Here is a 25,490-nt window from a genome sequence, read left to right on the forward strand (position 1 = left end):
GCTGCGCGGGTGATCGCGGCTGAAGCCGCTCCTACAGGGGGGCGGATCAACCCTGCAAAAAAATTGCAGTTCAGCCGCAGTTTTTTGAATTGGCCGTCCCGGCAACTGCCCGGCAAAATCCGCTGCCATGAAACCCTCCGGTTTCCATCTCTCCATGGACGGAGCCCCTTGCGCCACTGCATTGCGCAACACAGGGCCCAGGCCGGTCGCGCTGGGCTTTCTTTTTAATCAGAAGAATACGACCCGAACACCCCGATGCCTGCCTCGCGTCCCGAAATCCGCTTGCAACGCCTGCTCCCGGCGCCCTTGAACATCCCCCCCAAAGAATGGCTGCGCGCCGGTATCGGCGCACTGCTTGGCCTGTTCCTCGCTGGCTACCTGTGCAGCCTGGCCTACGGTCCTTCCATCGCCCTGCACCTGCTCGGCCCGCTGGCGGCCTCGGCGGTCCTGGTGTTCGCCGCGCACTCCGGGCCCTTGGCCCAGCCCTGGCCGGTGTTGGGCAGCTATGCCCTGGCCGGTGTCGTGGGGTTGGCCATGCGCCAGGGTTTCGGTGACGGGCTGTGGGTGGCGGCGGCTGCGCTGGGCATCGCGATCCTGCTGATGTGCCTGCTGCGTTGCCTGCACCCGCCCGGGGGTGGCGTGGCCGTGAGCGCGGTGCTGGCCGACCCGGGGCTGGTGGCGCTGGGCGACCATCTGCTTGAGCCCGTGCTGCTCAACGCCTTGGTGCTGGTCGCCGTGGCGGTGCTCTACAACCGCCTCACGGGTGTGCGCTACCCCAAGGGCACGGTGCCGCGCAAGGACCTGCACCACACCCGCGACCCACTGCCCAGCGAACGGGTCGGTATCAGCAGCGCCGACCTCGACCTGGCCCTGGCGGAGATCGGCGAGTTCGTCGATGTCACCCGCGACGAGCTCGAACGCATTGTCCTGGCCACCGAGCAGCATGCCTTGCGGCGCAGCCTGGACGGCATCGATGCCGGGGCGGTGATGTCCCGCGATGTGCAGGTGGCCACGCCGGGCATGACCCTGGAGCAGGCCTGGAAGCTGCTGGCCAGCCATCACCTGCAGACCCTGCCGGTGCTGGACGAGGGGCGCCTGGTGGGCCTCGTCGGTGTCGCCGATCTGCTCGACGCGGCCATGGCGCGTGGGCGCATCCGCTGGCGCAACCTGTTGCGGCGCCAGCCCATGCGCGTGGAGCAGGTGATGAACCGCCAGGTGCTCAGCGTTACCCCGCGGCACCCGCTGGAACGCCTGTTGCCCTTGCTCGGCGAACAGGGCCGGCACTGCCTGCCGGTGCTGGACGGCGAGCGTCTGGTCGGCGTGATCACCCAGACCGACCTGATCGCCGGCCTCAAGCGGCACCTGCTCACGGCCGCCGCGCAGGGCTCAGATCAGCGGGTCCCAGCGTTGTGACCAGTCGCTTTCGCCAGCCGCGACCAGCCGGCGCAGGAGGGCGAAGGCTTGTTGCAGGGCAGCGCTGTCACGCTCGCGGGCATACACCAGGTAGGTCGGGTAGGTGAACTCCGGCGCCTGGGGCACCCGCTCGAACACCCCGTTCTGCAAATAGGCCTGCACCACGCGGGTACGGAAGTAGCCACTGCCGCCACGGTCGAGGATGAACTGCAGCGCCAGTGGCCCGAGGTTGAAACTCAGCGCCGCGCGCGCCAGGTCGGGCAGGGCGGCGTCGTGGCGGCGGCGGAAGGCGGCGCCCCAGTCGATGTAGACATACGGCTCGGGCCGATCGACCCGGCGGATGCGGATCAGCTTTTCCTCCATCAACTGCTCCACCTGCAGGCCCGGGCCATAGGTCGGCTGGTACACCAGCGCGGCATCCAGCAGGCCCATCTCGACCTTGCGCAACAGTGACTCGCCGTCGCTGACTTCGCTGCGAATGGCATGGTTGGGCATCTCCTGGTGCAGAGCGCTGACCCAGTCGAGCATCATCGGGTTGCCCAGGCTCACCTCGCCGCCCACATGCAGCACTTGCTGGCAGCCCTGGGGCAACGGCAGGTCGCGGCGCGCGGCCTCCCAGGTCTGCACCAGCTGGTTGGCGTAGCTGACGAACGCCTCGCCGTCGGCGGTCAGGCTGGCGCCGCTGCGGCTGCGTACGAACAGCTGGCAGCCCAGTTGCTGCTCCAGGCGCTGCACGCGGGCGGTGATGGCGGTCTGCGACACGAACAGGCGCTCGGCGGCGGCCACCAGGCTGCCGCAGCGAACGATTTCCAGGAAGGTACGGGCCTGATCGATGTCCATGGCGGGCTCTAGGGGGGAGGGGCATCCATTCTAGAGCCTTTGCCCCGAAATGGGGCGGGCAATCAGGCCGACAGCCTTTCCACCACTTCGTTGAACAGCGGTCGTTCAGCCACGTCGGGGTGCTGGCAACGCCTGGCCAATGTATGCAACATCTTGTCGCTTTCCGGGCAATGCGCCAGCAACTCTTCCAGCAGGATGCCAAAGGCGCGGACTTCGAGGCGCTCAAGGGCCTGAGACCGGGGATGGAACGACGCCGCGCCGAAATCGCCCAGCAGACATTGGCCGTCTTCGTCGAAGAGGATGTTGTGTGCATACAGGTCGCCATGGCACAGGCCGCGCCCGTGCAGGTGCGCGCACACCGAGGCGATACCGGAAGCCAGGCGTCGCACGTTGCCCAGGGGCAACGTGAACGTATCGGCATAGCGGTCGCGGGTGCAGCTGTCGAGGCTGGGTGGCCCGGCAAGGTTGCGCCAGTGCGGGGCGATCAGGTGCATCACCAGGGCGGGCAGCTGTTGTGGATGATCATCGATGCGGCCGGCCAGGCGCACCAGGTTGGGATGATCGCCGGCAGCGATGCAGGCGCTCATTTCCGCCAGGGGCGAGCCATCGCTGGTGAGTGCGCCCTTGTACAGCTTGACCGCCATCGGCGCATCCTGGCCTTGGCAGGTGGCGCGGTGGATCACACCGGAGGCACCCTGGCCCAGTACCTGTTCAAGGTGAATGGCATGCCAGGCGATCCGTGGGCAGTGCCCCTCTTCGGCGGGCGCGACGAAGCCCACGGGCATCGGGTTGTCGGCATAGGCCAGCCAGGCCAGGCTGGGCATGCGCAGCAGCCAGTCGGGCAGGGCGGGCAGGCAGTTGCTGGCGATGCGCAGCAGCTCGAGCCGTTCGCAACGGGCGAGGCCCTCGGGCAGGGCGCTGAGGCGGTTGCCGGCGAGCATCAGCTTTTGCAGCCTGGCGCAGTCGCCCAAGGCATCCGGCAGTGTTTCCAGGGCGTTCTCGGTGAGGATCAGTGCCCGCAGGCTGGCAGGCAGCGCCTGCGCGGTGACGAGCTGGATCTGGTTGTCGCGAAAGCCCACCGTTTCGAGGGTCGCGCAACGTCCCAGCGCCGTTGGTAGCTCAATGAAGCGATTGCCGGAGCAAAACAGCACCTTCAGTCGCGTCAGCCGATGCAAGTCGTCCGGCAATTCGCTCAGGTCGTTGTTGCTGAGGTTGAGCACCTCCAGGCTGTCGGCCAGCGTGAAGATTTCGCGGGGGAATTCGCTCAGCCCCAACTCAAGGTCAAGGCGGGTGATGCCGCGCAGGCGGCCGGCGCGAAGGTCGTCGAGGTTGTGCATGGAGCGGGTCTGGAATCGGCGGGCGGCCATTCTAGCCAGATGGCTGCTGCAAATCTGCATATGGGTTGCGACTTAAGTCAAATGGCAGGCTCCAGGCAGCGGTCCATACTCGAAGTTCGCCCTTCTATAACAACAAGTACCGGGTTGTGAACCAATGACCTACCAGCACAGCTACGCCCACTCCATCAGCGATCCCGCCGCCTTCTGGCAAGCCCAGGCCGAACAGCTGGCCTGGCACCGCAAGCCCTCGCTCACCTTGCAGGAAAACCCCGACGGTACCCACCGCTGGTTTGCCGACGGCCGGTTGAACAGTTGCCACCTGGCCCTCGACCATCAGATCGAGCAGGGCCGTGGCGAGCAGTTGGCGCTGATCTACGACTCGCCGGTGACCGGCGTGCAACAGACCTTCACCTACAACCAACTGCGGGACGAAGTCGCGCGCCTGGCTGGCCTGCTACGCTCGCTGGGTGTGAGCAAGGGTGATGGGGTGATCATCTACATGCCCATGGTGCCGCAGGCGGCCATGGCCATGCTCGCCTGCGCGCGAATCGGCGCGGTGCACTCGGTGGTGTTTGGTGGCTTTGCCGCCAACGAACTGGCCCTGCGCATCGACGATGCGCGGCCGACGTTGTTGCTCACGGCCTCGTGCGGGCTGGAGTTCGACCGGGTCATCGAATACAAGCCGCTGGTCGATCGCGCCCTGCAACTGGCCCGGCACCAGCCCCGGCAGGTGCTGGTGCTGCAACGGCCCCAGGCCAGGGCCGAGCTGCAAGCCGGCCGCGACCTGGACTGGGAACAGGCATTGTCGGGCGCCGCGCCGGTCACCCCTGTGGCGCTGGACGCGGGCGACCCGCTGTACATCATGTACACCTCCGGCACCACCGGCAAACCCAAGGGCATCGTGCGCGAGAATGGCGGCAACGCGGTGGCCCTGTGCTATGCCATGCGCCACGTCTATGGCATGCAGGCGGGCGATGTGTGGTGGGGGATTTCCGATGTGGGCTGGGTGGTCGGCCATTCGCTGATCGTCTACGGGCCGCTGATGAGCGGCTGCACCACGGTGTTCTACGAAGGCAAGCCGATCCGCACCCCGGACGCCTCGGCCTATTGGCGGGTGGTGGAACAGTACAAGGTCAATGGCCTGTTCTGCGCGCCCACCGCGATGCGTGCGATCCGCAAGGAAGACCCGGACGGTGAGCTGATCCACCGTCACGACCTGGGGTCGCTGCGCCAGCTGTTCCTGGCGGGCGAGAAGCTCGATTCCAGTACCCATGAATGGTTGGAGCGGGTTAGCGGCAAGCCGGTGCACGACCATTGGTGGCAGACCGAGACCGGTTGGCCGGTGACCGCGCCTTGCGTGGGGCTGCAGGGCAGTGCCGCCCGACCGGGGTCCAGCAACCGTGCGGTGCCGGGTTACAACGTGCAGGTGCTGGACGACGAGGGCAAGCCGCTTGGGCCCAACCAGCAGGGCGCCATAGTGATCGCCTTGCCCTTGCCGCCCGGTTGCAGCCAGACCCTGTGGGGCGATCACCCGCGCTATCTGGAGGCTTACTTGCGCAGCTATCCAGGCTATTACCACACCGGTGACGGTGGCTACCTGGATGACGACGGCTTCGTCTACATCATGGGCCGTACCGACGACGTGATAAACGTCTCCGGCCATCGCCTGTCCACCGGCGAGATGGAGGACCTGGTGGCGCGTCATGCGGCGGTGGCCGAATGCGCGGTAATCGGCGTGCATGACGAAATCAAGGGGCAGGTGCCGCTGGCGCTGGTGGTGCTCAAGGACGGGCAGGGCATCGGTGAGGCACAGTTGCAGGGCGAGTTGGTGGCCAGCGTGCGTGAGCAGATCGGCGCCCTGGCGTGCTTCAACCGCGTGCGGCTGGTCAAGCGCCTGCCCAAGACCCGCTCGGGCAAGATCCTGCGGGCGGTGCTGCGCAAGATTGCCGACGGGCAGGACTATGTTGCGCCCTCGACCCTGGACGACCCGACGGTGCTGGGGGAGATCGAAGGGGTGCTGGCGGATTTGCCCCGGGCGGGCTGAACCCCTCGACCTGATACAACCTCTGTAGGAGCGGCTTCAGCCGCGATCACCCGCGAGGCGGGTGCCGGGCACCGGGATGCCTGCATCGCGGCTGAAGCCGCTCCTACAGGGATGGCCTCAGGCCGGGCCAATCCGATGCAACTGCCCCAGTCGGCTTCGTGTGCGCATCAAATCGGCGAGCGCCCCGCCAAGGCTCTGCTCCAGCGGCCGCTGGCTGATCACTGTCACCTGGCGGTCCTGGTCATACAACACATCCACCAGATTGACGAACCGCTGCTGCGCGGCGAGCGAGCACTCGGCCAGGTCGTCCAGGCCATCGATGATCCAGTGATCGTAACGTTCGGCCAGTACCAGGTAGTCGATCACTGCGGTGGGCTGCTCGCACAGGTCGTCGAAGGCGAACATCACCTGCCGATCTTCGCTGGCCAGGGCGCGCAGCGGTCGCTTGTTGATGTCCAGCACGCATGGCGACGTTGTCGGTAGCGCCAGCGCCTGGCGCTGTTGCGCGGTGCCCGGCCATACGAAATACCCCTGGGTGAAGCGCTGGTGTTCACGGTTGGCCGGCAAGCTGCGAAAATCCGTGTCGCCCCCGACTTCCAGTACCTGCATGCGGCTGTTGATCAGGCGGATCACCGGCAGGAAACGTTCGTGGTACAGCGGGTTGGGCAGCAGCCCTTCGGGGGCATAGTTGGAGGTCATCAGCAGGAGCACGCCGCGCTGGAACAGGGCGCTGAACAGCCGGGTGAGGAGCATGGCATCGCCGATATCGTGTACATGGAACTCATCGAAGCACAGCACCTGGCAATCGCCCAGCAACGTGTCGAGCGTCGCCCCCAGCGCATCGTCCAGCGCCCGGTGGCGGTGCATGCCCTGGTGCAGGCGAGCGAAGAAGTCATGGAAATGCAGGCGTCGCTTGGCGGGGGTGGGCACCGCCTGGAAGAAGCCGTCGAGCAGCCAGCTCTTGCCGCGCCCCACCGCGCCATGCAGGTACAGGCTGCGCGGTTGATCCGTTTCGAGCGTGGCCAGTGTGCGGGCCATGGCCTCGATCACCCGGCTCTGGCTGTCGCTCAGGGTGTAGCCACGCTCGATCGCCTTTTGCTGGAAGTAGCCCGGCAGCGCGCTGTTCACGGCGGATTCGCTGCGCAGGCGCTGGCTGAGGTGGCGCAGTGGAGCGGGACGCCAGGTGGACAAGGGGCAGGTTCCTCGAGCAGGTACGGGCAGGGCGCAGCTTGCGCGAGCGCGGGCATTTTGACCAATCGAGAATATGCCGGGCAATGATCGTGAAATGCGATAGGTAGGCGGCCCGTTTCAGCCTTTGCGTCCATCACGGCTCATTGCGCTGCCTGCGGTAAGCGCCCGGTTGCACCCCCACCGCCTTGGCAAACGCCCGCGTAAACGCAGCCACCGATTGATACCCCACCTGCGCCCCCACCTGCTCGACGGTATTCCCCGCCTTGAGCAGCTGGCAGGCATGGCGCATGCGTAGCGCCAGCAGCACCTGCCCCGGTGACTGCCCGGCCAACTCGTTGAAGCGCTTGAAGAACGCCGAGCGTGAGAGCCCCGCGCAGGCCGCCATGTTCTCCAGCGTCCAGGCCTGCCCAGGCGCTTCGATCATCTGCTCCAGCAACCCGGCGAAGGCCGGTTGGCGGGCGAGGGCGACCAAGCCGCCAAGCGACTGTTCGCCATGTACCTGCTGGCGCAGCACATAGAGGAACAGCAGGTGGGTGAGCCGTTCGAGCAAGGTCGCCGACGGCTGCGGCGCACGCCGGCACTCCTCCAGGATCAGCTCGAACAGCGCCCGCGCGGCGCTCCCGGCCGGGTCCCCGGCACGCAGCAGGATCCAGCCCGGCAGTCCCTCGACGATCAACGTCGACAACCCCGTCTGGAAATGGAAGAACCCGCACACCAGCCCCACGCCATCACCCGCGTCCAGATCCAGCCCCTGCATCGTCTGGCGCGGCTGGGCGCAGGCATCGGTTGCGTTGCGGTCACTGGACAGTCGATAGCCCAGGTCACGCAGCAGGAATACCGCGTCGCCACTTTCCAGCCGCAGCGCCTCGGGCTGGCCATCGATGTGCAGCCAGCAATGCCCCTGCACCACCAGGTGGAAACTGGCCCGGCCCATGCCCTGGGTGCTGGCATGCCAGCCGCCGCAGTAGCGGCCGACATGAAACAGGCTGGCGTCGAGCTCCAGGCCTTCTAATAACCAATCGACGAGGTGGCTGGATGAAATCATCTAATGCAAGGACTCTGGAGCAAGGAAAGGCGACTGATGAATATGGATGCTACTTCTTATAACCAACAGACTGTAGCGACCTACATCAAAGGAGACCACTCCATGTCCGCGCGCATCACTCTACACAGCCTGCAGACCGCTCCGGAAGCCGCACGTCCGTTCCTTGAGAGCGCGCAGAAGAACTCCGGCTTCATTCCCAACCTGCTGGGCATCCTCGCCAACGCCCCGGCCGCCCTGGAAACCTATGTCACGGTGTCGGCGCTCAACGGCAAGTCCGAGCTGACCCTGGCCGAGCGCGAAGTGGTGCAGTTGATTGCCGCCACCAAACACGGTTGCGACTTCTGCGTGGCTGGCCACACCGCCGTGGCGCTGAACAAGGCCAAGCTGCCGCAAGAGGTGGTCGATGCGCTGCGCGCCCGTGGCGAGTTGCCGGATGCCCGCTTCGAGACCCTGGCCGAGTTCGCCCGTGAAGTGATCGCCACCCGCGGCAACGTCAGCGATGCTACCTACCAGGCCTTCCGCGACGCTGGTTTTACCGAAGGCAACGCCCTGGAAGTGATCCTCGGCGTGAGCCTCGCAACCCTGTGCAACTTTGCTAATGTGTTCGCCCAGACGCCGCTCAACGACGAGCTGGGCAAGTACCGCTGGCAGCCTTCGGCGTAAACCACGCCCGGTGCCGGCGTGGCCGGCGTTTCAAAGGAGTAGGGACATGCTTGATTCCGCATTTCGCCACTGGCTGGATGCCAATGCCGAAGCCATCGACCAGGGCCGCTGCGACCCGCACCTGGTCCTGGCGCACATCGCCGAGTCGCAACTGCTGCGCGTCGGCGTCGACCCAGCCCTGGGCGGCTCGGGTGGCGACGTCACCGAGGCGGTGGAAGCCATTGCCGCCATCGCCAGCCGCTCGTTGGCCGCGGCCTTCGTCTGCTGGGGGCAGCGCGCCTTCATCGAATACCTGTTGCAAAGCCCCAACCAGCCCCTGCGCGAGCGCTTGATCCCCGACCTGCTCAAGGGCGAGCTGGCCGGCGCCACGGGGTTGTCCAATGCCATGAAGTTCCTGTCCGGCATCGAGGCCCTGCAGGTGCGCGGTCGGCCCGAGACGCACGGCTGGACCCTGGAAGGCCGCCTGCACTGGGTGACCAACCTGCGCAAATGCGGCTTCGTGGTGGCTGCGGCCATCGAGGACGATGCCGGTGGCGCACCGTTCGTGGTCGCGATTCCGTCCACCGCCCAAGGCCTGGAACGTTCCGACGATCTGCAACTGATGGGGCTGCAATCGAGCAACACCGCCGCACTGGCCTTCCACCAGGTGGAACTGGCCCGCGACTGGCTGCTGCATGACAATGCCCGCGAGTTCCTGCCCAAGGTGCGCCCGGCGTTCCTCGCGCTGCAGTGCGGCATGGCCATCGGCCTGGCCCGACGCGCACTGGATGAGGTACAGGAGCACCTGCAAGGTCGTGGCTCGTTCCTCGAGGAGGCCAGCCTGGTGCTCAAGGAGCGCCTGGAGAACACCGTCGGTGAATTGAAGCAGGGCCTGCTCGACGGCCGCTTCCTCAAGCAGCCGGCCGCCCTGTTCAAGCTGCGCATCACCCTTGCTGAAAGCGCCGCCGACGCCGTGCAGCTGGAACTGCAGGCCAGCGGTGGCAAGGCTTACCTGACCGCCTATGGCGAAGGGTTCGCCCGTCGCTGGCGCGAGTCGGCGTTCGTGCCAATCGTCACCCCGAGCCTGGTGCAACTGCGCGCCGAGTTGCAGCGCCAGGCGGCCACGGCATGAGTGATGCGTTGCTCGAAGCCCGGGACATCAGCCTGGGCTACCCTCGCGAGGGTGGCTGGCAGGCGGTGCTGGCGCAGTTCGACCTGACCCTGGCCGCTGGCGAAGTTGTCACTATTCTCGGCCCCAGCGGGGTGGGCAAGTCCAGCCTGCTGCGGGTGCTGGCGGGTTTGCAGCAACCGCGTGGCGGCGTCGTCACGTTGCATGGCGAGGCATTGCAGGGGCCACACCCGCGCCTGGCGGTGGCGTTCCAGGACCCGAGCCTGCTGCCCTGGCTCAGCCTGGAAAAGAACGTCGCCTTCGGCCTCGACTTTGCCCGTCAACCCAAGCTGTCGAGCAGCGAGCGCCGCGCGCGGATCGACCATGCCATCGAAGCCGTCGGCCTGGCCCATGCGCGCACTCAGTACCCCGCCCAGTTGTCCGGTGGCATGGCCCAGCGCACCGCGCTGGCCCGCTGCCTGGCGCGCCAGCCCGAAGTGTTGCTGCTCGACGAACCGTTCGGTGCGCTGGACGAGGTGACCCGTGCCGACATGCAGCAACTGCTGTTGCAACTGATCGCCACCCACAATACCGCCGCCGTGCTGATCACCCACGACATCGACGAGGCCCTGTTGTTGTCCGATCGCGTGTTGCTACTGGGCGACCACCCGGCGCGCACCCTCGGCCAGTGGCGCATCGACCTGCCGCAGCCGCGCGCACAGCGGGTAGAGGAGCTGGGCGCCCTGCGTATCGACATCCTGAAAACCCTACGGCGGGCAAGCCGCGTAGCCGAACCCACCCCATCCCCCTTGCCCTCGGAGGCTGTCCATGTGCATGGATGACTGCTGTTCCTCGACGTCCCGTCGCGATTTCCTCAAGTTGAGCGCCATGCTCACCGCCGCCGGCGCAGTGCCGTTGCTGTCCAGCCTGCAGGCCCGCGCCGCCGCCGAACCGGATGCGCCGGTGCGCATCGGTTACCTGCCGATCACCGACGCCACGCCGCTGCTGGTGGCGCACAACAACGGCCTGTTCGAGGCCGAAGGCATCAAGGCCGAGCGCCCGGTGCTGCTGCGCAGTTGGGCCCAGGTGATCGAGGCATTCATCTCCGGCCAGGTCAACGTCATCCACCTGCTGTCGCCGATGACCGTGTGGGCGCGCTACGGCAGCAAGGTGCCGGCCAAGGTCGTGGCGTGGAACCACGTCGGTGGCTCGGGCCTGACCGTGGCGCCGGACATCACCGACATGAAGCAGCTCGGTGGCAAGACCGTGGCCATTCCGTTCTGGTACTCGATCCACAACGTGGTGTTGCAGCAGATGCTCGCCGACAACGGCCTCAAGGCGGTGTCCAAGCCCGCCACCGCGCAGCTGGCCGCCAACGAAGTCAACCTGCTGGTGCTGCCGCCCTCCGACATGCCACCGGCCCTGGCCAGCAAGCGCATCGCCGGCTACATCGTCGCCGAGCCGTTCAATGCGTTGGCCGAGAACCTCAAGGTCGGTCGCGTGCAGCGTTTCACCGGCGATGTCTGGCGCAACCATGCCTGCTGCGTGGTGTTCATGCATGAGCACGACCTCAACAACCGCCCCGAGTGGTCGCAGAAGGTGGTCAATGCCATCGTCAAGGCCCAGCAATGGACCCGCGAGCACCGCGCCGAGGCGGCCGCGTTGCTGTCCAAGGCCGGCCCCAACAAATACACCCCACACGAGCCGGCGGTGCTCACCCGGGTGCTGGCACCGTCTGTCGACGATCGCGCGGGCTATATCGCCAGCGGCGCCATCCAGCACCAGCAGTGGGATGAAAAACGCATCGACTTCCAGCCGTACCCGTACCCCAGCTACACCGAGGAACTGGTCAAGCGCCTGAAGCACACGCTGATCGAAGGCGAGAACGGCTTCCTCGCCAATCTGGACCCGGCCCATACCGCCCGCGACCTGGTCGACGACCGCTTCGTGCGCAACGCCATCGCTGCCGTCGGTGGCCCGGCGACCTTCGGTATCGCCGAGAACTTCGAGCGTAGCGAGGAGTTCGCGGTCTGATGCGCAAGCACGTCGTACATGGCGCCCTGGGCCTAGCCGGCCTTGCGGCGCTGTTGTTGCTGTGGTGGCTGGGGGTGCGGGTGTTCGGCGAAGCCGATGGGTTGTCCGCGCGCTTCTCGCCCCAGGCCACGCTGCAGAGTCTGGTGGAGTTGCTGGGGCAGGGCGAGGTGTACGGGCATGTCTGGGTGAGCCTCAAACGCATCCTCGTCGGCCTGGTGCTGGCGCTGCTGATCGGTGTGCCGCTGGGCTTGCTGGTCGGCAGCTACCGGCACCTGGAGGCCGCGACCACGCCGGCGTTCCAGTTCCTGCGCATGATTTCGCCGCTGTCGTGGATGCCGGTGGTGGTGATGTTGATGGGTGTGGGCGACCAGCCGATCTACTTCCTGCTGGCCTTTGCCGCGCTGTGGCCGATCCTGCTCAACACCGCGGCGGGGGTGCGCCAGCTCGACCCGCGCTGGTTGCAGCTGAGCCGCAGCCTGAGTGCCACGCGCTGGGAGACCTTGTGCAAGGTGATCGTTCCCGGGGTGATCGGCCATGTGCTGACCGGGGTGCGCCTGGCCATCGGTATCCTGTGGATCGTGCTGGTGCCGTGCGAGATGCTCGGGGTGAGCGCGGGGCTGGGTTACTTCATTCTCGATACCCGGGACCGGCTGGCGTATTCCGAGCTGATGGCGATGGTGCTGTTGATCGGTGTGCTTGGCTTCATGCTCGATGCGCTGGCACGCGGGCTGCACCGGCGTTGGGTACATGCCTGAGCGACCTGTTCGCTGTAGGAGCGGCTTCAGCCGCGATGCAGGCACTGTGGTGTCTGGCACCCGCTTTGCGGGTGATCGCGGCTGAAGCCGCTCCTACAGAGGTCGAGGCAAACCTGCCGGCGAGCCTCAATGCCGGGTAAGCCGTTGCTTCACGCAAGCCCTGGCCTGTTCCGCCAACTCATCCAGCCGCTCGTCGCGCAGCCGCTCCGCCTCCACCATCGCGTCCTCACCCTGCTGCTTGAGCAGGTACGCATGGATCTGCCGCACTTCGACAGTCTGGTAGATCGGCGCGATATCCAGCCGTCCGATCAACGCCCCGCTGGCATGCCCGGTGCTGCTCATCAGCACCTGCGGCCCGGCGCTGGCCACCACTTGCAGGCCCATGGCTTCGAACCACGGTACCTGTACGGCGAAGGCGCTCAGTTCGACACAGCCGTAACGCGCGCGCAGGTCGTCCAGCAGCGCGCGAGCGATGCCTTGGCGGCGATGGCGTGAATCCACGGCAAGATAGGCCAGGGCACAGGCTTGCGGGTTGTCTTGGGCCGGTAACGCCAGGGCGAAGCCCAGCAGTTGGTCCGGGGCCTCGGCGTCCAGCGCCAGGGTCAGCTCCACGGCCAGGCCACGGGTGCCGTCCAGGGCCATCAGGTATTGGTGCACCTCCAGCCCCACGCCGTACTGGTACAGCGGGTAGAGCGGGTTGTCCGCGCTGATGGCGACACTGCTGAGCTGGCCGACATGGTCGATCACCAGCTGGCGGATCTGGTTCTGGAAGGATTCGGGCGGCACGCCGTCGAGGCGGCGGAGGATGAACATCGCGGGCAGGGCTCCGGTTGGACATGAACACCCGCGTCACACCGACGCGGGTGCCCAGTCTAACCGTTGTTGCAGCATGCCGCTTACTGTGTACTGGTAGGAGCCAGCTTGCTGGCGAACCGGGCCCCACGCAGACTCTGGATCGTACCTGGCATCGTTCGCCAGCAAGCTGGCTCCTACAGGGCGGCGAGCATCAGGTCGAGGTTCTGTACCGCAGCACCCGAGGCGCCCTTGCCCAAATTGTCGAACACGGCGGTCAGCAGCACCTGGCCATGCTCGGGGTTGGCATACAGGCCCAGGCGCAGGTCGTTGCTGTCGTTCAGCGCCTGCGGGTCCAGCGCGGTGGCCGGGCCGTGCTGGTGCAGCGGCATGACCTGCACATGGCGGGCGCCCTGGTAGTGCTGCTCCAGGCAGGCCTGTAACTGTTCGACGGCAACACCCGCAAGCAGGCGCAACTGCAGCGAAATGCTCAGCACGATGCCCTGGCGGTAGGCGCCGTAACCCGGCACGAACACCGGGCGGGCGCTGAGCCCGGCGTGCTGCTGGATCTCCGGCACATGCTTGTGCGCCAGCTCCAGGCCATACAACTGCAGCGTCGGCAGGTAGCCTTCGCTGGGCTGTTCATGGCGCTCGACTGCGGCGCGGCCGCCACCGGAATAGCCGGAGATGGCGTGGATGCTCAGCGGGTAGTCCGCCGGCAGCAGCCCGGCCTTGACCAGTGGGTGCAGCAAGGCGATGGCGCCGGTGGGGTAGCAGCCGGGGTTGCTCACCCGCTTGGCCTGGGCGATGCGCTCGGCCTGCTGATCGTTCAGCTCTGGCAAACCGTAGATCCAGCCTGGGCTGGTACGGTGGGCGGAACTGGCGTCGATCACCCGTACCGCCGGGTTGTGGATCGTTGCCACGGCGTCGCGGGCCGCGTCATCGGGCAGGCAGAGCAGGGCGATGTCGGCGCTGTTGATGGCCTCGGCGCGGCGCGCCGGGTCCTTGCGGTCGGCGTCGGGCAGGGTGAGCAGGCGCAGGTCCTGGCGGCCGTTGAGGCGGGCGTGGATCTGCAGGCCGGTGGTGCCTTGGTCGCCGTCGATGAAAACGAGGGGCTGGTGCATGGTGGGTGTCCGTAGGGGAGGGGAATGGCAATATCCTCGCCTGCGACTGGACGAAAGAAAATTTGAATATCATGATGTTCAAATTCAGAAAACATGAACAATCTTGAAGCCGGCCCAATCCTCTGTAGGAGCGGCTTCAGCCGCGATGCAGGCGACGCGGTGTCTGATACCCGCTTCGCGGGTGATCGCGGCTGAAGCCGCTCCTACAGAGGACGGTGTCATACCCGATAGGCAAGACCCCATGAGAGAAATCAGCCTCGACCGCCTGCGCACCCTGGTGGTGATCGCCGACCTCGGCTCGTTCGCCGACGCCGCCCGCCAGCTGAATCTGGCGCCGCCGACCATCAGCCTGCATGTCGCCGAACTGGAGGCACGGATCGGGGCGCCCTTGCTCTCCCGTACCCGCGGCCAAGTGCGGCCCACTGCCGTCGGCGAGACGTTGCTGGCCCGCGCCCGGCGCTTGCTGACAGACGCCGAGCAGGCGCTGGACGAGGTGCGCCGGCAGGTAGAAGGCCTGACCGGCCGGGTGCGCCTCGGTGCTTCGACCGGTGCCATCGCCCACTTGCTGCCCCAGGCCCTGGAAGCCTTGCGCGTGGATCACCCGGGGATCGACGTGCAAGTGCAGGTGCTCACCTCGCAAGCTTCCCTGGCGCGCCTGCGCGAGGGCACCCTGGACATTGGCCTGGTGGCGTTGCCGCAGGTGGCGGGCAAGGGCCTGAAAGTCACCCCCTGGCGACGCGACCCGATCATGGCCTACGTGCCCGCCGACTGGCGGCCGCCGGCGCGGGTCACGCCGGGCTGGCTGGCCGGGCGGGCGTTGATCCTCAACGACAGCACCACGCAGTTGTCGCGGGTGACGTCGGAGTGGTTCGCGGCTGCCGGGCTGTACCCCGAGCCGCGCATCGAACTGAACTACAACGATGCGATCAAGAGCCTGGTGGCGGCAGGGTACGGGGCGACGTTGCTGCCCCAGGAGGGCGAGGTGCAACAGCACAACCCGCGGATCGCGCAGCGGCCGTTGCGGCCGGGGTTGTGGCGGCAGTTGGGGATCGCCTGCCGCCAGGGCGAAGTGGAACGGGCGACGGGCCATGTGCTGGCTGCACTGCAGACGCTGAGCATGGCCCGTCACCTGTAGGAGCCAGCCTTGCTGGCGAACGGCATCACACCAATCAAAGGCTCATCGCAACCCGGGTTCGCCGGCAAGCCGGCTCCTACGTCGATCGGTTGCGCAGCGCCGTGACCGTCTCGCCGCCCACTCCCCAGTTGTCGGTGGGCACCTCTTCGATCACCACGAACGTGCTGGCCGGCGGCTTGTTCAGCACCCGTTCCAGCAACTGTGTCGTGCCTTCGATCAGCAGGCGCTTGTGCTCGGCACTGACGCCCTCATCGGTCACGCGGATATGGACATAAGGCATGGTCGTATCCTCCTTCGCTCAGTGCCAGGTGCCAGCGGTGCTGCCGCCGTCCACGGGCAGGATGACGCCGCTGACGAAGCGTGCGTCGGTCAGGTACAGCACGGCATCCACCACATCCTCGGGCTTGCCGACCCGACCGCTGGGCGACAGCGCTCCGAGCCCTTCGACCTGGCCACCGTGCAGTGGAGTCTCGATGATCCCCGGTGCCACGGCATTGACCTGCACGCCGCTGGCCGCCAGTTCCAGGGCCAGGCCCTTGACAGCCTGGTTGAGGCCGCCCTTGACCAGCACCGGCAACAACGCCGGGACGCGGGTATCCGGTTGCAGGGCCACCGATGCGGTGATGGCGATGATGTGCCCGTGCCCTTGTTGCTTCATGACCCGTGCCGCCGCTTGGGCGGGGTAGAAGAAGCCTTTGAGGTTGGTGCCGACCAGGGCATCGACATCGGCCTCGGTGTAGTCGGTCACCGGCTTGGGAATGAAGATGCCGGCGTTGTTGACCAGAATGTCGACCCGGCCAAAGGCTGCCTGGGCGGTGGCGAACAGGCGTTCGGCGGTGGCCTTCTCGGCGATGTCGCCCGCCACGCCGACGAAGTTCGCCGGGTTGCCAAGGCGAGCGGCGGCTTCGTTCAGGCGCGCCTCGGTGCGGGCGTTGCCGACCACGTTGTCGCCGCGTTCGAGGAAGGCTTGGGCGAGGGCGAAGCCAAGGCCGCTGGAAGCGCCGGTGATGATGACGGTGCGTGGGGTGCTCATGAAGGTGATCTCCAGGTAGTTGAGCCGCAAGCTCGGTGTGGGATCACTTTAAGTTGCAACACGAGCTTGAAAAATGAGGCGCATGGCATTTCAATCGATACATCGTGTAATCAATAAGGCTGCCATGACCCGCCATTTCGATGACCTGCAACTGGGCAGCCTGGAACTGTTCTGCCTTGCCGCCGACGCCGGCAGCTTTACCGAGGCGGCCACGCAGGCTGGCGTCACGCCCGCAGCGGTAAGCCGTTCCGTGGCGCGCCTGGAGGAGCGCCTGGGTGTGCGCCTGTTCGTGCGCACCACGCGCCAGATGCGCCTGAGCGAGGCCGGGCAGGCGTACTACCAGCAATGCCGCCAGGCCCTGGGGCAACTGGTCGAGGCCGAGCGCCAGGTGGCGGGCGGGCAGCTCGAGCCCAGTGGTCGCCTGCGCATCAGCGCGCCGACCCCCTATGCCCATCACCGCCTGCTGCCGTTGCTGCCGCGTTTTCGTGAGCGCTATACCCAGGTCCAGGTGGATGTGCACGTCAGCAACCGCAACGTCGATTTCGCCGAGGAACCGTTCGACCTGGCCATCCGGGGGCGTGCCCCAGCGGATTCGCGCCTGGTGGCCCGGCGCCTGGAGGACGCTGAGCTGGTCATCGTCGGCACGCCGGGCTATCTGGCGCGCAAGGGCGTGCCACGCACACCTGCCGACCTGGCCGAGCATGACTGCATCCAGTTCGAGATGCCCAGCAGCGGCCGTCGCCCCCCCTGGAGCTTTCGTCAGGACGGGCAAGTGGTGGAGATCGACACCCAGGGCGGGCTCACTTGCCTGGGCGACTTTCTCGCCACCAGCACCTTGGCCAGGCACGGTGGCGGCCTGATGCAGGCCTACCGCTTCACTGTGCAGGATGCCTTGGCCAGCGGCGAGCTGGTGGAGGTGCTGGGCGACTACGGGGGGACGTCGAGGCCGTTCATGCTGGTCTACCCCCAGGCCCGGCACATGCCTCTGAAAGTGCGGGTGTTCATCGACTTCCTGGTGGCCGCGGTGGCCCGACCGTTGGGCTGAAGCCCCGCCGGCCGTGCCCTGGCTGACTATTCTTGTTGCTGCGTCGGCGACCCGGCCGGCGCTCATCCCGGCAGTCCGGTCATTTCCCAGGAGAACGCTCCATGAAATCCATGACACTGCTTGTGATCGCGTCCGTGCTCAGTTTCGCCGCCCACGCAGAAGACAGCGCGGCGACCAACTGCGACGCCAAGATCAAGGACCTCGAGTACATCAGCAAGAGCGATGGCCAGGCGCTGCATGGCGGCATGGCCCACGACTACCACGAGTTGCTCAAGCAGGCCAAGGCCGCCCAGGCCAAGGGTGACATGGCGACCTGCTCGAGTTCGGCCGACCGCGCCAAGACCATCTACAACAAGGCCCGCGGCAAGTAGCCGGCGGTAATTTCCGAAGGCGGCCAGGTCTCGTGTAAGCTCGCGCCCGACATTCCACGAGACCGCCGCATGAACACGATCCATCCGCGCCTCGACAGCCTGCTCACTGGCAGCGCCCGGCCGTTCACCCGTCCAGGCTCGCACAGCGCCATCGACAAGCAGCCCCGCGAGGGCGCCTTGCAGGTGACCTTCCTGGGTATCGCCGGGGATGAACAGGGCGACCTGCGTGTACACGGTGGGGTCGAGAAGGCCATCCATCACTATCCCCGCGACCACTATCCGGACTGGGCCGCCGAACTCGGCGATCACCCGTTGCTGGCCAAGCCAGGCGCCTTCGGCGAAAACTTCAGCAGCCATGGCTGGCGTGAAGCCGACGTCTGCCTGGGCGACCGCATCCGTGTCGGCACGGCGCTGCTGGAGATTTCCCAGGGGCGCATGCCGTGCTGGAAACTCAACGATCGCTTCGATGTGGCGCAGATGGCGCTGCGGGTGCAGCAGAGCGGGCGCACGGGTTGGTACTACCGTGTACTGGAGGAAGGTGTGGTCGCGGCGGGCGATACGCTGGACGTGGTCGAGCGGCCTTATGGCGAATGGTCGGTGGCGCGCCTGTCGGCGGTACTGTTCGACAAGCGCCTGGAGCCCGGGTTGCTGCGCGAATGCCTCGAGCTGCCGCTGGTGCCGAGCTGGCGCCGCACCCTGGAAAAGCGCCTGGAGCAGCACCAGGTCGAGGACTGGACGTCGCGCCTGCAAGGCCGTAACGACGCCTGAGCCCAGGCGCTTTCAACTGTTTTCAAGACAAGGATTGCCCCATGCCTTTCGAACTGGATGACCGCCTGGTGATCGGAGTCGCTTCCAGCGCGGTGTTCGACCTGAGCGAGTCCGACGCGGTGTTTCGCCGCGATGGCGAGGCCCAGTACCGCAAGTACCAGGAGCAGCACCTCGACGTGCCCCTGGGCAAAGGCATTGCCTACCCGTTCATCAAGCGCCTGCTGGCCCTCAACGACCTGCGCGCCGACCCGGAAGACCCGCTGGTGGAAGTGGTGCTGCTGTCGCAGAACGACCCCGACACTGGCTTGCGGGTGATGAAGACCATCGGCCATTACGGGCTGAACATGACCCGGGCTATCTTCACCCAGGGCCGCTCACCCTACGAATACATCCCGGCGTTGAACATCGCGCTGTTCCTGTCCGCCGACAAGCAGCACGTCGACGCGGCAATCAAGGCCGGTTACCCGGCGGGGCAGGTGCTGGATTCGAAGTTCGATGACGATGAAAGCGACGACAACCTGCGCATCGCCTTCGACTTCGACGGCGTGCTGGCCGGAGATGAATCGGAGGCGGTGATGCAATCGTGTGGGCTGGACAGCTTCCACGCCCATGAAGTGATGAACGTCGCCCAGCCACACAATCCGGGGCCGCTGAAGGAGTTTTTCGTGCGTATCGCGCGGATCCAGGCGGCGGAGGAGCAATACAAGCTCGAGCACCCCGGTTACGAGAACCGCCTGCGGGTGTCGATCGTCACCGCGCGCAACGCGCCATCCCACGAGCGTGCGCTGAACACCCTGAAAAGCTGGGGGGTGATGGCCAACGACGCATTCTTCCTTGGGGGCATCGAGAAGCGCCGGGTGTTGCAAGTACTCAAGCCGCACATCTTCTTCGATGACCAGTCGGGGCACCTGAAGAGCACCAGCACCGTGGTGCCTTCGGTGCACATCCCCTTCGGCGTGACCAACAAATCACTGTAAACACCCGCAACGCTACGGGTTGGCGATGATCACTGTAGGAGCCAGCCTTGCTGGCGAACCGGGCCAATGCCGATCTCTGGTCCGTGCGCGACGCTGTTCGCCAGCAAGGCTGGCTCCTACAGGGGGCGTGCCGGGTTTCAGAACCAGCGATCGTTGCGTTTGCGGCCACGGGTCAGCGCCGGCAGGATCAACCCCACCAGCAGCCCGGCACCGGCGATGCTGCCGCCGTAGACCATGTAGCGCATCATCACCTGCTTGTTTTCATCGCCCAGGCGCGCCTGGGTGTCGCGCAGGGTCGACTGGCTCTGCGCCAACTGCTCGTTGAGCGCCTTGTTGCGGGTTTCCAGCTCATCGATCAGCGCCTTGCGCGAATCAAGCGTTTCCTGCATGCCCTGCACACGGCTCTTCCAACTGTCATCGATGGTCTTGAGCTGGCCGGACAGGTCCGCCACCTGGGCGTCGAGCTGCGGCAGGCGTTCGTTCTGCCCTGGCACCGCCTGCAGGTCGCTGGTGAGGATCCACACCAGGTCGCCGCTTTGCCCACGCACCTGGCTGTAGTTGCCCTGGGTGGTCTGCAGCGTGACCTTCTGCCCGGACTTGAGCGTGCCGACAATACGGTGGCCATCGGTGGGGCCACTGCGCACGTAGGTGCTCAGGCTGTCACTGACCCAGCGCGCATCGCTGGCCGGTTCTTCGGCGTGGGCGGGCGCGGCCAGGGCGATCAGGGCGGCGATCAGGCCGCCGCGCAGGGCGGGCAGGGCGGAGGAGGCAGGCTGGTTTTCTGGCATGGTGATCTTCGCTGCAACAGGACAAATAAGGGCCCGATGACTGGGCCGGCGATCCGGTCGGGTGGATTGACCGTCAGCGAAAGACCGCTTTTTTGTAGGCAGGTTCACTGCTTGAGGTGGGAATTGTCTGCAGAATGTTGCCTGATGCAAAGCACGCGAGGGCGAGGTGGGCGCCAGCGAGCGCCCACGGCGGGGGTCAGCGGGTGGCGGCCTTGCCGTCCAGGCGAGCCTGCTCCAGCAGCAGGTTCAGCTGGGCGACCTGCTGGCGCAGCTGGTCACGTTCGTCCTTCAACTGGCGCAGTTCGTCACGGCGCACGGTCACATAGAGTGTCTGGGTGGGAGTGGCAGGCATCAAAGTACCCATTGGCACACCTCGCTTGGCTGGTGACATTCAAAAGCGTAGACGCTTCAGGCGGCGCGCATTCTGAATTCTTTGCAGGCCCTTGGGAACTTTTTTGTTTATCGTTGTCACCCCGTTCGTCGGTGAACCCTCGAGCGGATCGCTGGACTAATCTGAAATCTTCAAATGTTGTCATCCAAATCCAAGGGGAGCGTCGGCACATGCAACTGGGAATCATCGGGCTGGGCCGTATGGGCGGCAATATCGCAAGGCGCCTGATGCGCGATGGCCATCGCACCGTGGTCCATGATCGCAGCCGCGAGGCCATCACCGCGCTGGAAGGCGAGGGCGCGCAAGGGGCCCACGACCTCGGCGCGCTGGTGCAGAAGCTCAAGGCGCCGCGCGCGGTGTGGGTGATGCTGCCGGCGGGCGAGCCCACCGAGCAGACCATCGCCCAACTGGCCGAGCTGCTGGAGCCGGGCGATGCGATCATCGACGGCGGCAACACCTTCTACAAGGATGACGTGCGCCGCGCCGCCGAGCTGGCCAAGCGCGGCCTGCACTACCTCGACGTCGGCACCTCCGGCGGCGTGTGGGGCCTGGACCGCGGCTACTGCATGATGATCGGTGGCGAGAAGGCGGTGTTCGAGCGCCTGGAACCCCTGTTCAAGACCCTGGCCCCCGGCGTCGGCGATATCCCGCGCACCCAGGGCCGCACGGGCGAGCATGACCGTGCCGAGCACGGCTACATTCACGCCGGCCCACCCGGCGCCGGCCACTACGTGAAAATGGTCCACAACGGCATCGAGTACGGCCTTATGCAGGCCTACGCCGAGGGCTTCGACCTGCTGCGCAGCAAGGGCGGCAACGAGCTGCCGGAAGACCAGCGCTTCGACCTCAACGTGGCGGAAATCGCCGAGGTGTGGCGCCGTGGCAGCGTGGTGACCTCCTGGCTGCTGGACCTGACCGCCGACGCGCTGGTCGCCGATCCGCAGCTGAGCGAGTTCAGCGGTTCGGTCTCCGACAGCGGCGAAGGGCGCTGGACCATCGATGCCGCCGTCGAGCAGGCCGTGCCGGTGCCGGTGCTGTCCAGCGCACTGTTCGCCCGCTTCCGCTCGCGCCAGCAGCAGGGCACCTACGGCGACAAGATCCTCTCCGCCATGCGCCTGGGCTTTGGCGGCCATGTCGAGAAGAAGGGCGAATGACCAAGCAGACGATCCCTGCCGCGCCGCCTTGCACATTGTTCCTGTTCGGCGCCAATGGCGACCTGGTCAAGCGCCTGCTGATGCCGGCGCTGTACAACCTGGCCCGTGATGGCCTGCTCGATCGCAACCTGCGCATCGTCGGCGTCGACCACAACCCGGCCACCGCCGAAGCCTTCGCCGAGCGCCTGCATGCCTTCATGCAGGAGCGCGACAAGGGGCGTGAAGGCGATGAGCGCTGCCTCGATGACGCGCTCTGGGCGCGCCTGGCCAAGAGCATCGACTATCAGACCGGTGATTTTCTCGACCCCGAGACTTACAAGGCCTTGGCGGCGCGCATCGACGCGACCCGCCACGGCAACGCCATCTTCTACCTGGCCACCTCGCCACGCTTCTTCCCCGAAGTGGCCCAGCGCCTGGGCGCGGCCGGCCTGCTCGACGAGTCCGCCGGCGGTTTTCGCCGGGTGGTGGTGGAGAAACCGTTCGGCACCGACCTGGCCAGTGCCGAGGCGCTCAACGCTTGCCTGCTCAAGGTGATGAGCGAGCGGCAGATCTACCGCATCGACCATTACCTGGGTAAGGAGACGGTACAGAACATCCTGGTCAGCCGTTTCTCCAACGGCCTGTTCGAGGCGTTCTGGAACAACCACTACATCGACCACGTGCAGATCACCGCCGCCGAGACCGTCGGCGTCGAAACCCGCGGCGCCTTCTACGACAGCACCGGTGCCCTGCGCGACATGGTGCCCAACCACCTGTTCCAGTTGCTGGCCATGGTGGCGATGGAGCCGCCGGCTGCGTTCGGGGCTGATGCCGTGCGCGGCGAGAAAGCCAAGGTGATCGGTGCCATTCGCCCCTGGTCGGCGAAGATGGCCTTGAAGAACTCCGTGCGTGGCCAGTACACCGCCGGCAAGCAGTTGCCGGGTTACCGCGAAGAGCCCAATGTCGGCGAGGATAGCCAGACCGAGACCTACGTTGCGCTCAAGGTGATGATCGACAACTGGCGCTGGGCCGGGGTGCCGTTCTACCTGCGCACCGGCAAGCGCATGAGCGTGCGCGACACCGAGATCGCCATCTGCTTCAAGCCCGCGCCCTATGCCCAGTTCCGCGAAAGCGAGCTGGAGCGGCCCAAGCCCAACTACCTGAAGATCCAGATCCAGCCCAACGAGGGCATGTGGTTCGACCTGCAGGCCAAGCGCCCGGGGCCGGAACTGGTGATGGAGAATGTCGAGTTGGGGTTCGCCTACAAGGACTTCTTCAAGATGACCCCGGCGACTGGGTACGAAACGCTGATCTACGACTGCCTCACCGGCGACCAGACGTTGTTCCAGCGGGCAGACAACATCGAGAACGGCTGGCGTGCAGTACAGCCGTTCCTGGATGCCTGGGCTGGCGAGGGCAGCGAGGTGCATGGTTATCCGGCAGGCGAGGATGGCCCTGAGGCTGGCAACGAGCTGCTGGCGCGCGACAAGCGCGAATGGCATACGTTGGGCTGAAGTACCTGTTCGCCGGCAAGCCGGCTCCTACAAAGCGATGTGCTACCTGTAGGAGCCGGCTTGCCGGCGAACCGCTTTCAACCGCAACACGCTCGCTCAGCGGAACGCCCACCCGATCCAGGTATCCAACACTCCAAGTGCCCGTCACCAGGAGCCCCGATGCCTGCCCCGATCGAAGACTACGCCCTCATCGGCAACTGCCGCAGCGCCGCCCTGATCAACCGCGACGGCGCCCTCGATTGGCTCTGCCTGCCTCGTTTCGACAACCCTGCCGTGTTCGCCGCGCTGCTGGGCAACGAAGAAAACGGCCGCTGGCGCCTGGCCCCCAGCGACCCTGTCGAGCAGACCACGCGTCGATACCTCGAAGACACTCTGGTCCTGGAAACCACCTGGACCACCGCCAGCGGCCGTGCCCGCGTGCTTGACTGCATGCCGCTGGGTGATAGCAATGCGGTGTTGCGCATCGTCGAAGGCATCACAGGCGAAACTGCCTTCGAGATGGATCTGGTGCTGCGCTTCGATTATGGGCGCAGCGTGCCTTGGGTGGAGAAGCTCGACCCGCTGACCCTCAGCGCCGTTGCCGGCCCCGACCGCCTGGTCCTGCGCAGCACCACCGAAACCCACGGTCGCGACCACCACAGCGTCGCGCGCTTTCGTGTCCGCGCCGGCGAGCGGCAAGTCTTCAGCCTCTGTCACCAACTCTCACACCTGCCCGTGCAACCTGGCTTCGATGCCGACCAGGCCCTGGCGCAGACCATCGACCAATGGCAGGCCTTTGCCGCCCGTTGCCCCGATGTCGGCCCTCACAGCGCGTTGGTCCGCCGCTCGCTGCTGACCCTCAAGGCCATGACCTACGCCCCCACTGGCGGCATGGTCGCCGCCGTCACCACCTCGTTGCCCGAGCGCGTCGGTGGCGAGCGCAACTGGGACTACCGCTACTGCTGGCTGCGCGACGCCACCATGACCTTGCTGGCGTTCATGAACCTGGGCTATTTCGACGAGGCCCAGGCCTGGCGCGAATGGCTGCTGCGCTCGGTGGCAGGTAATCCCGAGCAGATGCAGATCATGTACGGCCTGGCGGGGGAGCGTGACCTGCCCGAGTTCACCTTGCCCTGGCTGGCGGGCTACGAGCGTTCGCAGCCAGTGCGCGTGGGCAACGCCGCCTCCGAGCAACGCCAGCTCGACATCTACGGTGAGCTCGCCGACGCCATGGCCCAGGCGATCAAGGGCGGCCTGCCACGCCACCCGCGCAGCGCCGCCATCGCCCGGGCGATCCTGCCTTGTGTCGAGCGCATCTGGTGCGAGCCCGACGAAGGCCTCTGGGAGGTGCGCGGTGGTCGCCAGCACTTCGTTCACTCCAAGGTCATGGCTTGGGTCGCCTTCGACCGTGCGGCGGGCCTGGCCGACACCACCGAGGAAGGCCGCGAGCGCAGCAGCCATTACCGCCAGGTGGCCGATGAGATCCAACGTGAGGTCTGCGTCCGTGGGCTGGATGCCCAGGGACAGTTCTTCGTGCAGGCCTACGGTTCGAGCGAACTCGACGCCAGCCTGCTGCAGGTCGCCCTGACCGGCTTCCTGCCGGCCGACGACCCTCGTTTCCTGCGCACTCTCGAACAGATCGAGGGGCGGTTGCTGCGCAATGGGTTGCTGCTGCGCTATGACAGCGACAGTTGCAGCGACGGCCTGACGCCGGGGGAGGGGACGTTCCTGGTGTGTTCGTTCTGGCTGGCGGACGTGTACGTGCTGTTGGGGCGGCGGGAGGAGGCGCAGGCGTTGTACGCGCGGTTGACGGGGTTGTGCAACGACGTCGGGCTGCTCGCCGAGCAGTACGACCCGGTGGGCAAGCGCATGCTGGGGAATTTCCCGCAGGCGTTCAGCCATATCGGGATCATTAACACGGCGTTGAACCTGAACCGGGCGCAGTGCCCGGTACGGGATCGGGCAAGGTGTGGTTGAGTCGGTGGATATGACATCATGCTCGACCCTGCGCTGACCGCGCTTGTATCGACA

General features: G+C 66.3%; 25 protein-coding genes. 15 read left to right on the forward strand and 10 right to left on the reverse strand.

The annotated features are described in order from the left end of the window. Nucleotides 1-255 precede the first annotated feature (255 nt). A complete protein-coding gene (locus PSEEN_RS08935; RefSeq protein WP_011533160.1) occupies nt 256-1,413 on the forward strand; it encodes an HPP family protein in 1,158 nt (385 codons plus the stop codon). On the opposite strand, the gene PSEEN_RS08940 is transcribed toward PSEEN_RS08935, so the two are convergent. Both PSEEN_RS08940 and PSEEN_RS08945 read right to left on the reverse strand, forming a co-directional pair. Further along, on the reverse strand, nt 1,387-2,253 hold the full coding sequence (locus tag PSEEN_RS08940; protein ID WP_011533161.1) for a LysR family transcriptional regulator: 867 nt from the start codon (nt 2,251-2,253) through the stop codon (nt 1,387-1,389). The genes PSEEN_RS08935 and PSEEN_RS08940 overlap by 27 nt on opposite strands. Before the next feature lie 62 nt (nt 2,254-2,315). Beyond that, nucleotides 2,316-3,590, reverse strand: coding sequence for a leucine-rich repeat-containing protein kinase family protein (locus PSEEN_RS08945; RefSeq protein ID WP_011533162.1), 1,275 nt, complete (start codon nt 3,588-3,590; stop codon nt 2,316-2,318). A gap of 154 nt (nt 3,591-3,744) precedes the next feature. Between PSEEN_RS08945 and PSEEN_RS08950 the strand changes: the two genes are divergently transcribed. Further along, complete coding sequence (locus tag PSEEN_RS08950) at nt 3,745-5,634, forward strand: propionyl-CoA synthetase (protein ID WP_011533163.1); 1,890 nt, start codon at nt 3,745-3,747, stop codon at nt 5,632-5,634. A gap of 117 nt (nt 5,635-5,751) precedes the next feature. Here the strand turns inward: PSEEN_RS08950 and zapE are convergent, their stop codons facing one another. Together zapE and PSEEN_RS08960 are read right to left on the reverse strand one after the other, a co-directional pair. After that, a complete protein-coding gene (gene zapE, locus PSEEN_RS08955) occupies nt 5,752-6,825 on the reverse strand; it encodes a cell division protein ZapE (RefSeq protein ID WP_011533164.1) in 1,074 nt (357 codons plus the stop codon). A 133-nt stretch (nt 6,826-6,958) separates the two neighbouring features. Continuing rightward, nucleotides 6,959-7,870, reverse strand: coding sequence for an AraC family transcriptional regulator (locus tag PSEEN_RS08960; RefSeq protein ID WP_011533165.1), 912 nt, complete (start codon nt 7,868-7,870; stop codon nt 6,959-6,961). 102 nt (nt 7,871-7,972) lie between these two features. Between PSEEN_RS08960 and PSEEN_RS08965 the strand changes: the two genes are divergently transcribed. Genes PSEEN_RS08965 through PSEEN_RS08985 form a run of 5 tightly spaced genes read left to right on the forward strand, consistent with a single transcriptional unit; the run spans nt 7,973 to nt 12,409 of the window. Next, entirely contained in the window at nt 7,973-8,533 is a 561-nt protein-coding gene (locus PSEEN_RS08965; RefSeq protein WP_011533166.1) for a carboxymuconolactone decarboxylase family protein, read from the forward strand. Between the two features lie 46 nt (nt 8,534-8,579). Beyond that, entirely contained in the window at nt 8,580-9,644 is a 1,065-nt protein-coding gene (locus PSEEN_RS08970) for an acyl-CoA dehydrogenase family protein (RefSeq protein WP_011533167.1), read from the forward strand. Further along, nucleotides 9,641-10,462, forward strand: coding sequence for an ABC transporter ATP-binding protein (locus PSEEN_RS08975; RefSeq protein ID WP_011533168.1), 822 nt, complete (start codon nt 9,641-9,643; stop codon nt 10,460-10,462). Before PSEEN_RS08970 ends, PSEEN_RS08975 begins: the two co-directional genes overlap by 4 nt. Next, nucleotides 10,449-11,654, forward strand: a complete 1,206-nt coding sequence (locus PSEEN_RS08980; protein ID WP_011533169.1) for an ABC transporter substrate-binding protein — start codon at nt 10,449-10,451, stop codon at nt 11,652-11,654. Before PSEEN_RS08975 ends, PSEEN_RS08980 begins: the two co-directional genes overlap by 14 nt. Further along, nucleotides 11,654-12,409: an ABC transporter permease gene (locus PSEEN_RS08985; RefSeq protein ID WP_011533170.1), complete on the forward strand. Its 756-nt coding sequence runs from the start codon at nt 11,654-11,656 to the stop codon at nt 12,407-12,409. Before PSEEN_RS08980 ends, PSEEN_RS08985 begins: the two co-directional genes overlap by 1 nt. Nucleotides 12,410-12,535: 126 nt before the next feature. On the opposite strand, the gene PSEEN_RS08990 is transcribed toward PSEEN_RS08985, so the two are convergent. Both PSEEN_RS08990 and argC read right to left on the reverse strand, forming a co-directional pair. After that, the gene (locus PSEEN_RS08990) at nt 12,536-13,222 is read right to left on the reverse strand and encodes a GNAT family N-acetyltransferase (RefSeq protein ID WP_011533171.1); all 687 of its coding nucleotides are present in this window, start codon (nt 13,220-13,222) and stop codon (nt 12,536-12,538) included. Between the two features lie 176 nt (nt 13,223-13,398). Next, on the reverse strand, nt 13,399-14,325 hold the full coding sequence (gene argC / locus PSEEN_RS08995) for an N-acetyl-gamma-glutamyl-phosphate reductase (protein WP_011533172.1): 927 nt from the start codon (nt 14,323-14,325) through the stop codon (nt 13,399-13,401). A 241-nt stretch (nt 14,326-14,566) separates the two neighbouring features. Here argC and PSEEN_RS09000 point away from each other — a divergent pair, with 241 nt between their 5' ends. Further along, nucleotides 14,567-15,460: a LysR family transcriptional regulator gene (locus PSEEN_RS09000; RefSeq protein WP_011533173.1), complete on the forward strand. Its 894-nt coding sequence runs from the start codon at nt 14,567-14,569 to the stop codon at nt 15,458-15,460. Nucleotides 15,461-15,536: 76 nt separating this feature from the next. On the opposite strand, the gene PSEEN_RS09005 is transcribed toward PSEEN_RS09000, so the two are convergent. After that, a complete protein-coding gene (locus PSEEN_RS09005) occupies nt 15,537-15,740 on the reverse strand; it encodes a tautomerase family protein (protein WP_011533174.1) in 204 nt (67 codons plus the stop codon). An 18-nt stretch (nt 15,741-15,758) separates the two neighbouring features. Continuing rightward, the gene (locus tag PSEEN_RS09010) at nt 15,759-16,493 is read right to left on the reverse strand and encodes an SDR family NAD(P)-dependent oxidoreductase (RefSeq protein ID WP_011533175.1); all 735 of its coding nucleotides are present in this window, start codon (nt 16,491-16,493) and stop codon (nt 15,759-15,761) included. A 124-nt stretch (nt 16,494-16,617) separates the two neighbouring features. Between PSEEN_RS09010 and PSEEN_RS09015 the strand changes: the two genes are divergently transcribed. The 4 genes from PSEEN_RS09015 to PSEEN_RS09030 all read left to right on the forward strand — a co-directional run bounded on the left by PSEEN_RS09015 (nt 16,618) and on the right by PSEEN_RS09030 (nt 19,654). Beyond that, nucleotides 16,618-17,538, forward strand: a complete 921-nt coding sequence (locus PSEEN_RS09015) for a LysR family transcriptional regulator (RefSeq protein ID WP_011533176.1) — start codon at nt 16,618-16,620, stop codon at nt 17,536-17,538. 101 nt (nt 17,539-17,639) lie between these two features. Continuing rightward, entirely contained in the window at nt 17,640-17,909 is a 270-nt protein-coding gene (locus tag PSEEN_RS09020; RefSeq protein WP_044487901.1) for a hypothetical protein, read from the forward strand. Nucleotides 17,910-17,978: 69 nt separating this feature from the next. After that, nucleotides 17,979-18,677, forward strand: a complete 699-nt coding sequence (locus tag PSEEN_RS09025; RefSeq protein WP_011533178.1) for an MOSC domain-containing protein — start codon at nt 17,979-17,981, stop codon at nt 18,675-18,677. Between the two features lie 41 nt (nt 18,678-18,718). Next, nucleotides 18,719-19,654, forward strand: a complete 936-nt coding sequence (locus tag PSEEN_RS09030; RefSeq protein WP_011533179.1) for a 5'-nucleotidase — start codon at nt 18,719-18,721, stop codon at nt 19,652-19,654. Nucleotides 19,655-19,791: 137 nt separating this feature from the next. Here PSEEN_RS09030 and PSEEN_RS09035 read toward each other — a convergent pair whose 3' ends face one another. Further along, entirely contained in the window at nt 19,792-20,442 is a 651-nt protein-coding gene (locus PSEEN_RS09035) for a TIGR04211 family SH3 domain-containing protein (protein WP_011533180.1), read from the reverse strand. A 196-nt stretch (nt 20,443-20,638) separates the two neighbouring features. Beyond that, the gene (locus PSEEN_RS26800; protein ID WP_011533181.1) at nt 20,639-20,806 is read right to left on the reverse strand and encodes a DUF6026 family protein; all 168 of its coding nucleotides are present in this window, start codon (nt 20,804-20,806) and stop codon (nt 20,639-20,641) included. Nucleotides 20,807-21,003: 197 nt separating this feature from the next. Here PSEEN_RS26800 and gnd point away from each other — a divergent pair, with 197 nt between their 5' ends. The 3 genes from gnd (at nt 21,004) to PSEEN_RS09050 (ending at nt 25,436) form a co-directional block, all read left to right on the forward strand. After that, nucleotides 21,004-21,987 carry a phosphogluconate dehydrogenase (NAD(+)-dependent, decarboxylating) gene (gene gnd / locus PSEEN_RS09040; protein WP_011533182.1) on the forward strand — a complete coding sequence of 328 codons (984 nt, stop codon included), beginning with the start codon at nt 21,004-21,006 and terminating at the stop codon, nt 21,985-21,987. Further along, a complete protein-coding gene (gene zwf / locus PSEEN_RS09045) occupies nt 21,984-23,480 on the forward strand; it encodes a glucose-6-phosphate dehydrogenase (RefSeq protein ID WP_011533183.1) in 1,497 nt (498 codons plus the stop codon). Before gnd ends, zwf begins: the two co-directional genes overlap by 4 nt. Before the next feature lie 159 nt (nt 23,481-23,639). After that, the gene (locus PSEEN_RS09050) at nt 23,640-25,436 is read left to right on the forward strand and encodes a glycoside hydrolase family 15 protein (protein ID WP_011533184.1); all 1,797 of its coding nucleotides are present in this window, start codon (nt 23,640-23,642) and stop codon (nt 25,434-25,436) included. Nucleotides 25,437-25,490: the final 54 nt, after the last annotated feature.

The organism is Pseudomonas entomophila L48, assembly GCF_000026105.1.
Taxonomy (GTDB): domain Bacteria; phylum Pseudomonadota; class Gammaproteobacteria; order Pseudomonadales; family Pseudomonadaceae; genus Aquipseudomonas; species Aquipseudomonas entomophila.